Raw genomic sequence first — 15,259 nt, forward strand, 5'->3', positions numbered from 1 at the left:
TCAATGGATGCTCTTTCGCAGTTGTTTTACCTGCATGGTATTGGCTTTGAATTTACTAAGTATACAGGTGAACAGGTGTTCTTTAGCGAAGACACGCGTAAACGTGCTTTGCAATGTTGCGGTGTTGATACAAATAACGAAGCCGAAATAACTCAACTAACTTATGATTTAGATGCATCGCTTTGGCTGGATTTAGTACCCAGTGTGAGTTTGGTTGACCAAAAAAAATGCGCTTTAAAGCTTCGTATAGACGAACGTCAGCAGTATTTAGCCGCCAACATTAATGTCCCTTCTCTTGGGATTAATATAGCGGTTGAGAACCTTTATAATTTGGCAGTTACAGGTGAATATTACTTACATGGCGTTCGCTATATTGAGCTGGCACTACCCATAGATAATATGCCAATTGGCTATCATGACGCCAATGTTCAGGTAGGTGAGCAACACGCTATTACACAAATTTGGTGCGTGCCTGAGCAAGTCTATCAAGTTGAAGACACAAAGCGCACAGGGTTATCTATTCAGCTTTACACATTAAAAAATAAAGCGCATTTAGGTATTGGCGACTTTGACGATTTACTAACGCTTACAAAATTATGCAGCTCGCAAAATATGGATTACATATTACTTAACCCACTGCATTTGTTATTTGCTGATATGCCAGAGCGTGCAAGCCCTTATAGCCCTAGTAGTCGGGCTTTATTAAACCCTCTTTATATTTCTATAGTATTAAGCGAAGACGCACAAAATAACGCAGTTCTACATGACCTCATGCAACGAGACGATGTAATTACACTTATAAAAAGTAATGATCAATTTATAGATTATGAAAATGTAAGCCGTATAAAGTATGCGTTATTTGAAGCGCTTTATAATCAGTTTGAATTAACGGCAAGTGATGAGCGTCGCCAAGCGTTTACTGATTTTTGTAATACTCATTCAACTACGTTAAATACCCTCGAATCAGACAACTTAACATTTGATTATTACCTGCAGTGGCAAGCGCATATGCAATTGGCACTGTGTCAAAAAAGTTGTGCAGAGCGAGGTATGGCTATTGGCTTAATAAACGACTTAGCTGTTGGTTGTGCTGGCGATGGGGCCGAGTTTAAAAATCAGCAGTCGTTGTTTAGCCAAGGTGCAAGTGTAGGCGCTCCACCTGATCCATGGGCCGAAGCTGGCCAAAACTGGGGGCTTCCAGCACTAAATCCTCAAAGTCTTAGTAATAATCACTACCAATTCTATCGCTCGCTCATTCGCGCAAACATGCAAAATGTAGGTGGACTTAGAATTGACCACGTAATGGCTATTAGGCGCCTATGGTGGTGCTTTGAAAGCAATAGTGAACAAGATGGCTGTTATGTTTACTACCCGTTTGAGCACTTACTCGCCATTTTAAAAATTGAATCACATATTAATCAGAGTATTGTTATTGGAGAAGATTTAGGCGTTGTGCCGCCAGAGGTAAGGCAGGCTTTGGCATCTAGCGGTATTTTTTCTAACAGCTTATTTTATTTTGAAAAACAACACAGTGGTGAGTTTTTATCGACTGATGAGCTAGCAACACAGTGTTTGTTAATGATAGCCAATCATGATGTACCGCCTTTTACAGGTTGGTGGCAGCATGCTGATTTAAATATTAAGCAACAATACAAGCTTATTACTTGCAATGAATACGAGCAATTAAAGCAACAACGAATAGAAGAGCAACATAGGATACTACGATTTATTAATCGCCATACCAATACAACCGAGCTTCTATTACATAGTAATTCAGTCGAAGTATATAACGCACTAGCATTATGTTTGGCGGGTTCTCAATCGCGTTTATTTGCAATACAAATAGATGATTTAGATGAGCAGAAGTATCCGGTTAATATCCCCGGGACAGACAAAGAATATCCTAATTGGCGACGTGTATTAACGCATACCAGTGAAGAAATTTTTACCAAAAATGCCTCACTTTTAGCTGCTATCGATTCAATAAGGAAAGGTTAAATGAGCAGTACAACTAATGAAAATAGTTACGATGCACAGGTGCATGCATTAAATACAGGACGATTTAAAGACCCATTTAGCTTTTTAGGGGCACATAAAACGGATGCTGAGGTTGAAATTCGTTTTTACTTACCTTGTGCAATAAGTGTGAGTGTTACATTAAACAATAAAAGTATTAAGGCGCAGCGCTACCAACAAAGTGACTTATTTATAGTCAAAGTTGATGCGCTGCCCACTGCGCCTTATCAATGCATTGCTCAGTACACAAATAGCAGGACTACCTTTTATGATGAATACAGCTTTGAAAGCACACTTGATGCAGAGGCAATGTATTTATTTAACGAAGGCAGCCTTGAACATGCGTACTCTCATTTTGGTGCACATTTTAGCACTCAACAAAATGTAGAGGGTGTGCGCTTTTGTGTATGGGCGCCTAATGCTGCAAGTGTCTCTATTATTGGTGAGTTTAATTTTTGGCAAGCTAATCGCCACTTTATGCGTTTTCATCCTGCAAGTGGTGTATGGGAGCTATTCGTACCAGGCCTTAAAGCCGACATGTGCTACAAATTTGCAATTACCGCCCAAAGTGGAGAAGTACTCGAAAAAGCCGACCCCTATGCATTTAAAATGCAACAAGCACCGGGTACTGCAAGTGTACTGCAGTATAAACCAGAACCTATAACGCTCGGCGCTCAGGCACTTCAAAACAGACAAAAGCGTAATCATATTGATGCGCCAATTAGTATTTATGAAGTGCATTTAGGCTCATGGCAACGCGCTGAAAACAACCGCTATTTAAGTTACACAGAGCTTGCTGACAAACTGGTTAGCTACGCCCTTGAAATGAATTTTACCCACCTTCAACTTATGCCAATAAGTGAATACCCGTTTGATGGTTCGTGGGGTTATCAGCCTGTTGGTTTATTTGCACCTACCAGCCGTTTTGGCGATTACAACAGCTTTAAATACTTTGTAGAGCAATGCCACAAAGCTAATTTAGGTATTTTACTTGATTGGGTGCCTGGGCATTTTCCCAGCGATCCGCATGGCTTACATCGATTCGATGGCACTCATTTATATGAGCATGCCGATAAGCGCCAAGGTTTTCATCCTGATTGGAATACCTACATTTATAACTACGACCGCCCTGAAGTTAAAAGCTTTTTGATTTCAAATGCTATGTATTGGTTACATCAATTTGGTTTAGATGGTCTGCGTGTAGATGCCGTAGCCTCTATGTTGTATTTAGATTACAGCCGAAAAGAAGGCGAGTGGATTGCTAATTGTTACGGCGGGCGCGAAAACTTAGGTGCGATTGAGTGCCTAAAGCAAGTCAATATGCGCAGCTATAAAAACAACCCAGGCATTATGATGGTGGCTGAGGAGTCAACAGCGTGGCCGGGCGTCACCCAAAGTGTTGAGCACAACGGCTTAGGCTTTGGCTATAAGTGGAATATGGGTTGGATGAACGATAGTTTGCATTACATGCAGCACGACCCTTTATACCGTCAGCATCATCATCACGAAATGACTTTTTCGATGGTATACGCTTTTAGTGAAAACTATATATTGCCATTAAGCCACGATGAAGTAGTACACGGTAAAGGCTCGTTAATTGAAAAAATGCCAGGCGATGATTGGCAGAAATTTGCAAATTTACGCGCTTACTACGCATTTATGTGGGCACACCCGGGTAAAAAACTCTTGTTTATGGGCGGTGAAATTGCACAGCGAAAAGAGTGGGGGCACGATCATTCTATCGATTGGCATTTACTTGAGCACCAAAGCCACAGCGGTATAAAGCACACCGTAAAAGCGCTCAATACCGTTTATAAAAACCAACCCGCGTTGTATGAGTTAGATTCGAGCGCGGCTGGTTTTACCTGGATAGATAACAATAATAATCAGCAGAGCATTTTAAGCTTTGTTCGCTATGCTAAAAACGCAAAAGACTTTGTGGTTGTTATTGCTAATTTTACCCCCGCGTCATATGAAAACTACGTTATTGGCGTACCGAGTAAAGGGCGTTATAAAGTTGTTTTAAATACAGACGATACTCAGTTTTTTGGCTCTGGCGTTGAGGTAACTAAAGATTCATCGCAGATAGTTCAGGCAATAAATGAATCAAATCATGGCTTTAAACACAGTATTTCAATTGCCATTGGTGGCTTAACAACTATTTACTTACAAAAGGTTGATGATGAGTAACCAATTTGATGTAGCCCCCGGTAATGTAGAACCGCTAGGTTCTAGTGTTATTAATAATGGGGTTAACTTCGCGCTTTATGCGCCAGGTGCAAGCCAAGCCTATGTGTGTTTGTTTGATAAAAGTGGCCATTCAGAAATCCTAAAAATGGCGATGAATATCAACGAAGGGGGTATTTGGAGTATTCATATTTCGCCATTAAGCGCAGGCGCACTTTATGGTTTTAGAGTGGAGGGTGAATATAACCCTAAAAATGGTCAATTATTTAACGAAAATAAGCTACTTATAGACCCGTACGCAAAAGACTTGTTTGGTGAGTTTACTTGGAGCGAACGCCATTACGGGCAAATGCCAATTGGTACTAAAAGTTGCGTAAATAATGCGATTGATATACCTAAATCAAAAGTAGCGGCTCCGACTTTCTATGCGGATAAAAAGCCAAACCACCGTTGGTCAAACACGGTTATTTACGAGTGTCATGTTAAGGGCACTACGTGTCGTCATCCTAAAATCCCCAAATCTCTTCAAGGAAAGTTTTTAGGGATAAGCCACCCAAGCTTTATTGAGCACTTACAAAGCTTTGGAGTTACAGCAGTTGAGCTTTTACCTGTTCATTCATTTATTAGTGAGCAATTTTTAACAGGGAAAGGGCTGCAAAACTATTGGGGTTATAACACGCTGAACTTTTTTACCCCTCATAAAGACTATTTGGTAAACGACGATATAAACGAGTTTAAGCAAATGGTGCAAGAGCTTCATGCAGCCGACATAGAAGTTATTTTAGATGTTGTTTATAACCATACAGCAGAGGCGGGGGCAGATGGCCCTATATTATCGCTAAGAGGCTTTGATAACTTAGCGTATTACCGCACAGTAGAAGGGCAGCCTGATGTATATATAAACGATACTGGCTGTGGGAATACCATAAATATTGACCACCCTAAAACACTGCAACTGGTACTCGACAGCCTTCGTTATTGGGTTGAAGTAATGGGAGTTGATGGTTTTAGGTTTGATTTAGCGACCATTTTAGGGCGGTCGAAAGCAGGCTTTAGCTCTGCACATACTTTTTTACAAGTGGTAGCTCAAGACCCAGTGCTAAACAAGGTTAAGCTAATAAGCGAGCCGTGGGATATCGGCCCTGGTGGCTATCAGTTGGGTGCATTTCCGCCGCCGTGGCGAGAATGGAACGATCAATACCGCGATGTAATTAGGCGTTTTTGGCAAAGTGAAAAAGGCATTATAGCAAGCGTTGCAAAACGTTTGCATGGATCGTTTGATATTTTTGAGCACAGCCAGCGCGGACCACTCAATAGTATTAACTTTATAACGAGTCATGATGGTTTCACGCTTGCTGATTTAGTGAGTTATGAGGAAAAACATAACGAGGCTAATGGTGAACAAAACAGAGATGGGCACAGTGCAAATCATTCGTTTAGCTGCGGAGTTGAAGGCTTTACCAGTGACTCAAAAATAAACGCACTGCGCTTACAACAACAAAAAAACTTTTTACTTACTTTGATACTCTCAAAAGGTGTACCCATGATTGCCGCTGGCAGCGAAATGGCGCACTCGCAAGGGGGTAATAACAATGCTTATTGCCAAAATAATCGTACGAGTTGGCTTGCCTGGAAAGATTCTCAGCTTAATCATTCGCTAACACGATTTATTGATGACGCGTTAAAAATTAGACGCGCACACCGTGCGTTTAAACACAGTGTATTTTTAGATGATATAGACGAGCGTTTTACCGTTAAGTGGTTTACCGAACAAGGTAAAACCATGACCGACGCGAATTGGCATGAAGATACCAGGCAGTTTTTAATGTATAGCTTACTTGATAAGCAAAATAATCATGCATTACTGATGGTATTTAATGCCAGTAAAAAAACAGTTTTTTGCCAAATGCCGCCTTCGCCTATAAATGCACCGTGGCAAATGGTTTTATCAAGTGTAAATAATGCATCTGTGAGTAGTAATGAAGATGCGATGGTTGAAATTACAGCACAAAGCAGCTGGGTTTTTAGTGCCAATTTAGAGGATGTAAGTCATGGTTAAACAAAGTGATCAAGTATGTGTAGTAAAGGGCTGGCAAGAAGGTCCTGTTATAGATGAAAGTACGCTTAAAGATGACTTAACACGGCATTTTTATTATACCCTCGGCCGCGATAAGGTCGGCGAATCAAGACTGTATTTATACCATGCTTTAGCGCTGACTATTCGCGACAGACTTGTTGCCCGCTGCAGAGAAACGAATCAACAAATTAAGCAAGAGAAACGCCGCAAAACGGCTTACCTTTCTCTTGAATTTTTAATGGGACGTGCGCTAGGTAATGCAATACTAAACCTAGATTTAGACGACCAAGTTGCTGCTGCATTACAAGAATACTGCACAACAGTAGAAACGCTTGAAGATGCCGAGCACGACGCAGGTTTAGGTAACGGTGGTTTAGGCCGCCTAGCTGCTTGTTTTTTAGATAGTTGTGCAAGTCTAGCGTTACCTGTCATTGGTTATGGCCTTCGTTACGAATACGGCATGTTTAACCAATCAATCAAAGATGGCAATCAAATTGAGCAACCAGATAATTGGCTACGCGAAGGACACCCGTGGGAGCTAAGCGCACCAGAGCACGCTAAACGTGTGAAATTTGGCGGCTACGTGCAAAGTTACACAGATAAATTTGGCCGAGAGCATCGCCAGTGGATGAGTTCACAAGATGTATTAGCAGTCCCTTACGACGTTCCTGTCCCGGGTTATAAAAACAATATTGTAAATACGTTACGCTTGTGGAAATCAGAAGCGACGGATGAATTTAACTTAACCGAATTTAATGCCGGTAGTTACTCAGAAGCCGTTGCACAAAAAAACCTAGCTGAACAAATTACCATGGTGCTGTATCCAAATGACAGCAGCGAAAATGGTAAGGAGCTTAGGTTGCGCCAACAATACTTTTTATCATCTGCGAGTATTCAAGATGTAGTAGATCAATGGGTTTCTCAACATGGCGAGAGTTTTAGTGACTTTGCTGATTTTCATGTTTTTCAGTTAAACGACACGCACCCAAGTATTGCCGTTGCAGAGCTGATGCGCATTTTAATTGATGATTACGAACTTGACTGGAACGATGCTTGGCAAATCACTACTAAAACAATGGCCTATACAAACCATACGCTACTTCCTGAAGCGCTTGAAAAGTGGTCAGTTTCGTTATTTTCAAAGCTATTGCCACGTATTTTAGAAATAGTTTACGAGATAAACGCACGCTTTTTAGCACAAGTAGCACAGCAATGGCCGGGTGATGTTGAAAAACAACGTGCCTTATCGTTAATTGAAGAGGGCGACGAGCCGCAAATTCGTATGGCTTATTTAGCCATTGTAGGTAGTTACTCTGTAAATGGCGTAGCAGCACTGCATACCGAACTGTTAAAAGCGGGCTTATTTAAAGAGTTTTACGCGCTTTGGCCAGATAAGTTTAATAACAAAACAAATGGTGTTACCCCAAGACGTTGGCTTGCACATTGTAATCCCGTTTTAAGTAAATTAATCAGCGAAAAAATTGGTCATGACTGGGTTAAAAACTTTTCAACAATTAGCGACCTACGTCGCTTTTACGATGACAAAGCATTTCATGGGCAATGGCAAAATGCTAAACGCGAAAACAAACAGCGTTTAGTTGATTTAGTTAAGGCGCGCTGCGATGTTGATTTTGACGTATCGATGATGTTTGACGTACAAGTAAAACGTATTCACGAATACAAACGTCAGCTATTAAACATACTTCATGTGATTCATTTATATGACCGTATTCGCCGTGGTGATACCCAAGGGCTTGTTCCTCGCTGTGTTTTATTAGGTGGTAAAGCAGCACCGGGTTATTACATGGCTAAAAAAATTATTAAGCTTATTAATAACGTGGCAGAGGTTATAAATAAAGACCCGTTAGCAGCCCCGTATTTACGCGTCGCCTTTTTACCTAATTACAACGTAACCGCTATGGAAGTTATTTGTCCTGCAACCGATTTGTCAGAGCAAGTATCTACCGCAGGCAAAGAAGCGTCTGGTACTGGCAACATGAAGTTTATGATGAATGGTGCATTGACGATCGGCACGCTGGATGGTGCAAACATTGAAATTAGAGACGCCGTTGGTGCAGACAACTTCTTTTTGTTTGGGGCACAAGCTCATCAAATTGATGATATTAAGTCACGTTACAATCCTGAGCATTTAATCGCGCAAAATAGCGATTTAAATAATGTAATGCAACTACTCGAAAGCGGCCATTTTAACTTGTTTGAACCATGCTTATTTGACGATATTACAAATGCAATTAAGAGCCCGCACGATCCATGGCTTGTTGCGCACGATTTTGAAAGTTATGTAGCAGCTCAAAAAGAAGTTGATAAAGCTTACGCAGATCAAACCTACTGGACACAAATGAGTATTTTAAATACGGCAGCCAGTGGAATGTTTTCAAGTGATAGAACCATAAGCCAATACAGTGAAGACATTTGGCATTTAGAACCCCTCAATATTAGTGAAACAGACTTAACGACAACTAAAAGCCATGCCACTAACAGCCTAGACTAAATGGAGAGAGTATTATGCCCAATTATGCAAATCGCTACATAAGTAGCCTAACCAGAGAAACTTACGCGTTAATACTGGCAGGGGGTCGCGGTTCTCGCCTGCATGAGCTAACCGATTGGCGAGCAAAGCCAGCAGTTTACTTTGGTGGTAAACATCGAATTATTGATTTTCCACTATCAAACTGCATTAACTCGGGTGTGAGACGCGTTGGTATTGCCACACAATATAAATCGCATTCATTAATTCGCCATGTAAACCGCGCGTGGGGCCACTTTAAAAAAGAGCTGGGTGAGTCGGTTGAAATACTCCCTGCATCTCAGCGCCAAGGTGATGATTGGTACTGTGGAACCGCAGATGCTGTTTTTCAAAACATAGATATTATTCGTCACGAACTCCCTAAATATGTGATGATTTTGTCTGGAGATCATGTGTATCGCATGGACTATGGCGCTTTATTGGCTGAACATGTGCAAAAGGGCGCAGATATGACAGTGTGTTGTATTGAAGTCCCAGTAGAGGAAGCCGCAGATACGTTTGGTGTAATGACCGTTGATGAAGAAAACAGAGTGTGTCGTTTTGATGAAAAACCAGCAATGCCGAGCTCCGTACCCGGCAAGCCAGGTACATGTTTAGCATCAATGGGGAATTACATTTTTAATACTGAATTTTTGTTTGAGCAACTTAAAAAAGATTCTGAGAATGAAGGCTCTGGCCGAGATTTTGGTCACGATATTATTCCAGCAATTATAGAAGAGCATAATGTATTTGCTTTCCCATTTAGAGATCCAAACCAAGAGGGGCAACCTTATTGGCGCGATGTAGGTACACTAGATTCGTTCTGGGAGGCTAATATGGAATTGGTAATGCCAGAACCACAACTTGATTTATACGACCCAACGTGGCCAATATGGACATATCAAGAGCAACTACCACCTGCTAAGTTTATTTTTGATGACGAAGATAGGCGCGGTATGGCATTAGACTCAACTGTGTCGGGTGGGTGTATTATTTCGGGCTCTGCGGTTAGAAAGTCACTCTTGTTTTCTAATGTCCACGTTCGCTCATTTTGTACCATTGAGCAGTCGGTAATTTTACCCGGTGCGGTTATAAATCGAGGTTGTAAAATTAAGCGTGCGATTATAGATAGGAGCTGTGAAATACCAGCAGGTCTCGAAATCGGTTTTGACAAAAAAACAGATGAAGAAAATGGCTTTAGAGTATCTAAGAAAGGCATCGTTCTTGTTACTCGTGATATGCTCACTGAGCTTGCAAAAAAGTTAGAGCGCCAAGCGCGTGAGAATAAAAAGCTAGCGTAAAATACGTTAAATATTAAGCACGACAACAAAGCTTGCTCATTCATGAGCAAGCCCACACAGGTCTAAAGGAAGTAGTAAATTAATGCATGTATTAATGGTTGCAGCAGAAAATGACGCGTTACCAGGCGCAAAAGTAGGCGGTGTGGCAGATGTAGTACGCGATGCCCCAAGGGCGCTCGCAAAGCAAGGTATAACGGTTGACGTTGTTATTCCTGACTACGGGTTTGAGCCGCTTGAGCGTATTTATATAGGTGAAGTAACCGTTGCATTTAATGCTCAACCGCATGTATTAACAGTTTTTGAAGTACAACAAGCCCAAAATAATGTAAGCCAAATTGTTATTAGCCACCCGCTATTTAGTGAATTAGGTAGTGTATATTGTAACGATGCACCGGGGAGGCCTTTTGCAACTGATGCGACAAAATTTGCTTTATTTAATGCAGCTGTCTGCGAAGCATTATTACAAGGTGTATTAAAGCGCCCTACAGCGCTACATTTACATGATTGGCACAGCGCCTGCGTTGCAGTTTTACTTAAGTTTGAGCCACGTTATAGCTCACTTAATACCTTACCGATTGCCTACACAGTGCATAATATTGCACTGCAAGGTATAAGACCTTTTAAACACGACGACTCAAGCTTAGAGGCATGGTTTCCGTCACTTAGTTATAATGGCCAGCAACTATGCGACCCGCGTTACCCTCATTGCTTTAATCCTATGCGCAGTGCAATAAATCTTTGCGATAAAATACATGTTGTATCACCAACCTACAGCCAAGAGGTTCTTGAACCTAGTAATTACGAGCATGGTTTTTTTGGTGGCGAAGGGCTTGAGCAAGATCTGCAAAATGCAGCAAGCCAAGGTAAGCTTGTCGGTATTTTAAATGGCTGCGAATATCCAAGCAATGCACTTGAAGGAGCAACTCTCGCTGATTTTTATAGCCAAGCAGAGAACACTTTATTTACTTGGATGGCTAATAGCGAGCAGTTACAAAGCGGCTATTATATTGCTCATCAACGACTACAACAATTTAAAGCTGTGGCTAATGATGGGCCACTAGTCACAAGCGTTGGCCGGCTTACAGAGCAAAAGGTTTTGTTATTGTGCCAGCAGGTAAATGGAACTTTAGCGATTGATAAAGTGTGCCAAGTAATTAATGAATATAACGGCAGGCTTATTGTTTTAGGCTCGGGTGACAAAGAACTCGAGAGCATATTTACAAAAGCAATGGCACGTAATTCCAATCTTTTATTTTTGAAAGGTTATGGTCAAGGTGTTGGCGATTTAATGTATCAATTAGGTGACTTATTTTTAATGCCAAGCTCATTTGAACCTTGCGGTATTAGCCAAATGCTAGCAATGCGTGCGGGGCAACCGTGTTTAGTTCACAGTGTTGGCGGACTAAAAGATACAGTTAAACACCACGAAAATGGTTTTAGCTTTAATGGAGATACGTTAGCAACGCAAACGAGTAATTTAATTAGCTGTTTAGACGAAACTCTCTTAATTAAAAAGCAAAATCCTAAAAAGTGGCATAAAATTAAGCACAGCGCAGAGCAAATGCGTTTTTCGTGGCCACAAGTGGCAACTGATTATATAACAACCTTATACCGGTAAATCGTTGCTGTACTTTAAAGTTTAGTGACAAATGTACCTGCTTAGGGTTTAATTACTTAGTATTATATAAAAACTAAGAAGTAGGTAATGTGTCTGTATTTGTTGCAAGGCAAGCAATATTCAATAGAAGTAAAAAAGTAGTAGCCTATGAGCTACTTTTTCGTGATAGTCCTAAAAATTATTTTCCTGATATTGCCGAAGGCCAAGCAACAGCAAGGCTTATTATGGAAAATCAACTTAACTTAGGCACACGTCATATTACATCAGGTAAAAAGGCGCTCATTAATATAGGGCCGGAATCTTTAAAACTCGATTTATGTGCTTTTTTACCATGCCAAGATGTTGTAATTGAGTTACTCGAAACCATCGAACCCACCGACGATAACTATGAACTATGCCGAGGTTTATTTCATAGTAACTACAAACTTGCACTCGATGACTTTGTATATAAACCACAGTGGGATCGTTTTTTAAAGCTTGTTAAACTCATTAAGTTTGATATTGCAATTACACCTCTTAGCGAAATACAGCCCATAATTAATAAGTTACAAGCGCATAAACAAATAAAAATACTAGCCGAAAAAATAGAAACCCAAGACGATTACAAGCTCGCCTTTGATATGGGGTTTGATTATTTTCAAGGCTATTTTTTTGCAAAACCCACCATGATCAAACAAAATGACATTGACTATAACTATGGTTTAGTCGTCGCTATTTACGCCGAGATAATGAAAACAAGTCCAGATATAAAAGCTATATCGGGTCTGTTTGAGCTTGATGCTGCACTTGCATATAAATTACTGCGTTTAATAAACAGCGGTGTGTTTCCTATACAAAGCCAAATATCGTCACTCAAGCAAGCGCTTGTGTATTTAGGGCATGAACGCCTTAAAAAGTTTGTGAGCCTTATTGTTACTGCTCATACCGCAGGTAAAAAACCGGCAGAGCTAATGCAAGTGTGTGTTGTACGCGCACGTTTTTGTGAGTTATTAGCAAAAAAGGTTAATAAGAGCCAGTCAGGCGAAGCATTTTTAACCGGATTATTTTCACTGCTCGATGCAATCCTTGATCAACCCATGAGCTTACTTGTTGAAAAGCTCCCTTTTCCTGATGAAATAAAAACGGCATTATTAGGGGATAAAAACACACTGTATTATATTTTAAATGTTGTTAAAGCATACGAAACAGGAAGCTGGTGGGCACTTGAGCAAGCGGTACTTTTGCTAAATATAGATAGTGCTATACTACCTCCACTTTACCAGCAGTCAGTCGATTGGGCTGACAGTTATAAGAATAATATTTAACGGATAATAGCTTTAATGCGCAATTATAATATGGACTTTATTCGCGGCGTTGCCGTGCTTGGCCTAGTTTACATGAATGCTTACGCCTTCGGCCTTTTTGAATACGGGTATACCTCTTTAACTAATCCTCCTGTTAGCGACTCAATTATTCACACCTTTAGCAGCGTGTTTGTAGATGGGCGTTTTAGAACGCTGTTTAGTTTGCTTTTTGGCGCCGGGCTTTACATTCAATGGCAACGTTATAAGTCTGAGGTGCAATTAAAAAGTAGGCTTTATTGGTTAATACTCTTTGGTTTAGCGCACGGGTTTTTACTTTGGGCAGGTGATATTTTATTTGTTTACGGTGTATCTGGCTGGTTTGTTATTAAATATTTAGAGAGTGATAGCAACGTACTTTTAAAAAGAGGACTTGAGTTTATTTTGTTATCGGGTGTAGCTACCGTGCTTGTTATATCTAGCGTACCCGATGAAGTGATTTACCGCGATTCAGCACAGTTTATAGATTTATATAACCCACACTATATTGATTACTTTATTAGTAACCTCGCCATGAACACATTGATGCTTGTTATGGTGCCAATAATGATAATGTGGATGTGCGTGGGTCTTATGCTCATTGGTATTTATTTATATAAACAAGATGTTTTTAGTAAAGGCTTAACGACTCAGCAATTAATAATTTGCGTTGCAATAACCATTATTTTTTGTGGTGTTAGGCTTTATGCATCACAGCTTAGTGGCAGCTTAGGGTATGGAGTGCAAGAATTTGTAAATATGTTTGCGGCGCTAGGTATGGCTACGCTTTATATTCATTTAATTGTTAAATTTTGCAATAACAAGGCACACGTCGGCACGCTTATTCAACAAGCAGGGCGCTTAGCATTTACTTTATATATTAGCCAAACACTCATCCAATTATTGTTATATAAAGTGCTATTTACGCACTGGGTACTCAGTTTTGATCGTATTGATTACTGGTTAGTAGCAACGGGTTTAGTTGTGCTGCAGCTCATATTTACCTTTATATACAGCCGCTATTTTAATCAAGGTCCGCTTGAATATGTATGGCGTAAATTAACGAAAGCAAAAATTAGTGCTTAAACGTCTATAAATAGTAAATTAGGGGCGAAAAAATAGTGTGGGTGGTTTACACTACTCGCCTTAAAAATTACTACGCTATAAGTGCCATGACCGAATTAAAACGTTTAAATAAATTTATTAGTGAAACAGGATTTTGTTCACGCCGCGAAGCCGATAAATATATTGAGCAAGGTCGTGTCAGCGTTAATGGCTACTCACCAGAAATGGGCGTAAAAGTAGCCGCTACCGATGTTGTATTAATTGATGGTAAGCCGCTTAAAGCCACGCCAAAGCGCGTTTACATTGCCTACAATAAACCCGTTGGTATAACGTGTACTACCGAAAGTAAAATTCAAAGTAATATTATTCGCGCGGTAAATTATCCTACGCGTATATTCCCAATAGGGCGCTTAGATAGACCGTCTGAAGGGCTTATATTTTTAACTAACGAAGGCGATATCGTTAATAAAATTTTACGTGCGGGCAATAATCACGAAAAAGAATACGTTGTTACGGTAGATAAACCGCTTAATCGTCAGTTTGTTACAAAAATGGCGAATGGCGTGCCTATCTTAGATACCGTTACTAAAGAATGTAAAGTAACGCAAAGTGGCCCCAAAGAATTTAAAATAGTACTTACTCAAGGTTTAAACCGTCAAATACGCCGCATGTGTGAATACTTAGGCTACGAAGTTGTAACCTTAAAACGTACGCGCATAATGAACGTAACACTTAAAGGTTTAAAAGTAGGGCAGTGGCGTCACTTGTCAGATATTGAAATGGCGCAAATAAACGATTCGATTTCTGATTCTGGTAAAACCCAAGAGCACTCGCTTGATACTAATAAGCAATCAGAAAATAATGCACCTTTAGCACCTAAAAAACGTGATTTTCAGGGCGAAAACCCACGACGGTTTAATAATGGTGATCGAAATAATGAGCGTAGTACTGAGCGAAATACAAATCGTAACTCTGAGCGCAGCAACGCTAACGGAGAGCGCAAAAATGAGCGCAGTAATACTCCTTACCAAAAGCGTTCTACAACGTATGTGGGTAAGCCAAAAAGCATTAAAGAGAACAAGTCGTCTAATGCTAAATCAGACTCAAAACCAAGCTCGGACCGTATTCTCAGTCTAAAAAAATAATGTG

9 protein-coding genes are annotated in these 15,259 nt (G+C 40.4%); all 9 read left to right on the plus strand.

Features of this window, described 5'->3' with window-relative positions:
* The first annotated feature begins 3 nt into the window (after positions 1–3).
* On the plus strand, positions 4–1,998 hold the full coding sequence (malQ, locus tag I6F50_RS08625; protein ID WP_197139372.1) for a 4-alpha-glucanotransferase: 1,995 nt from the start codon (positions 4–6) through the stop codon (positions 1,996–1,998).
* Positions 1,999–4,206, plus strand: coding sequence for a 1,4-alpha-glucan branching protein GlgB (gene glgB, locus I6F50_RS08630; protein WP_197175939.1), 2,208 nt, complete (start codon positions 1,999–2,001; stop codon positions 4,204–4,206). It begins immediately after the preceding gene.
* Complete coding sequence (gene glgX / locus I6F50_RS08635) at positions 4,199–6,262, plus strand: glycogen debranching protein GlgX (RefSeq protein WP_197175941.1); 2,064 nt, start codon at positions 4,199–4,201, stop codon at positions 6,260–6,262. The genes glgB and glgX overlap by 8 nt, the downstream gene beginning before the upstream one ends.
* Positions 6,255–8,792, plus strand: coding sequence for a glycogen/starch/alpha-glucan phosphorylase (locus tag I6F50_RS08640; protein WP_165740240.1), 2,538 nt, complete (start codon positions 6,255–6,257; stop codon positions 8,790–8,792). The genes glgX and I6F50_RS08640 overlap by 8 nt, the downstream gene beginning before the upstream one ends.
* Positions 8,793–8,806: 14 nt before the next feature.
* On the plus strand, positions 8,807–10,108 hold the full coding sequence (gene glgC, locus I6F50_RS08645; RefSeq protein ID WP_002958601.1) for a glucose-1-phosphate adenylyltransferase: 1,302 nt from the start codon (positions 8,807–8,809) through the stop codon (positions 10,106–10,108).
* 82 nt (positions 10,109–10,190) lie between these two features.
* On the plus strand, positions 10,191–11,726 hold the full coding sequence (locus I6F50_RS08650; RefSeq protein ID WP_197175943.1) for a glycogen synthase: 1,536 nt from the start codon (positions 10,191–10,193) through the stop codon (positions 11,724–11,726).
* An 89-nt stretch (positions 11,727–11,815) separates the two neighbouring features.
* Positions 11,816–13,030: an HDOD domain-containing protein gene (locus I6F50_RS08655; RefSeq protein WP_197139376.1), complete on the plus strand. Its 1,215-nt coding sequence runs from the start codon at positions 11,816–11,818 to the stop codon at positions 13,028–13,030.
* 30 nt (positions 13,031–13,060) lie between these two features.
* Complete coding sequence (locus tag I6F50_RS08660; protein WP_197176017.1) at positions 13,061–14,131, plus strand: DUF418 domain-containing protein; 1,071 nt, start codon at positions 13,061–13,063, stop codon at positions 14,129–14,131.
* A gap of 86 nt (positions 14,132–14,217) precedes the next feature.
* Positions 14,218–15,255 (plus strand): 23S rRNA pseudouridine(2604) synthase RluF, encoded by a 1,038-nt coding sequence (gene rluF, locus I6F50_RS08665; protein ID WP_197139377.1) that lies wholly within the window; start codon positions 14,218–14,220, stop codon positions 15,253–15,255.
* Positions 15,256–15,259: the final 4 nt, after the last annotated feature.

The sequence above is a fragment of the Pseudoalteromonas sp. NZS127_1 genome, from assembly GCF_015864295.1.
GTDB lineage: Bacteria > Pseudomonadota > Gammaproteobacteria > Enterobacterales > Alteromonadaceae > Pseudoalteromonas > Pseudoalteromonas arctica.

Coding starts and splice junctions, on each gene's coding strand:
- malQ (WP_197139372.1), top strand. CDS start 4: ATGGATGCTCTTTCGCAGTTGTTTTACCTGCATGGTATTGGCTTTGAA.
- glgB (WP_197175939.1), top strand. CDS start 1,999: ATGAGCAGTACAACTAATGAAAATAGTTACGATGCACAGGTGCATGCA.
- glgX (WP_197175941.1), top strand. CDS start 4,199: ATGAGTAACCAATTTGATGTAGCCCCCGGTAATGTAGAACCGCTAGGT.
- I6F50_RS08640 (WP_165740240.1), top strand. CDS start 6,255: ATGGTTAAACAAAGTGATCAAGTATGTGTAGTAAAGGGCTGGCAAGAA.
- glgC (WP_002958601.1), top strand. CDS start 8,807: ATGCCCAATTATGCAAATCGCTACATAAGTAGCCTAACCAGAGAAACT.
- I6F50_RS08650 (WP_197175943.1), top strand. CDS start 10,191: ATGCATGTATTAATGGTTGCAGCAGAAAATGACGCGTTACCAGGCGCA.
- I6F50_RS08660 (WP_197176017.1), top strand. CDS start 13,061: ATGGACTTTATTCGCGGCGTTGCCGTGCTTGGCCTAGTTTACATGAAT.
- rluF (WP_197139377.1), top strand. CDS start 14,218: ATGACCGAATTAAAACGTTTAAATAAATTTATTAGTGAAACAGGATTT.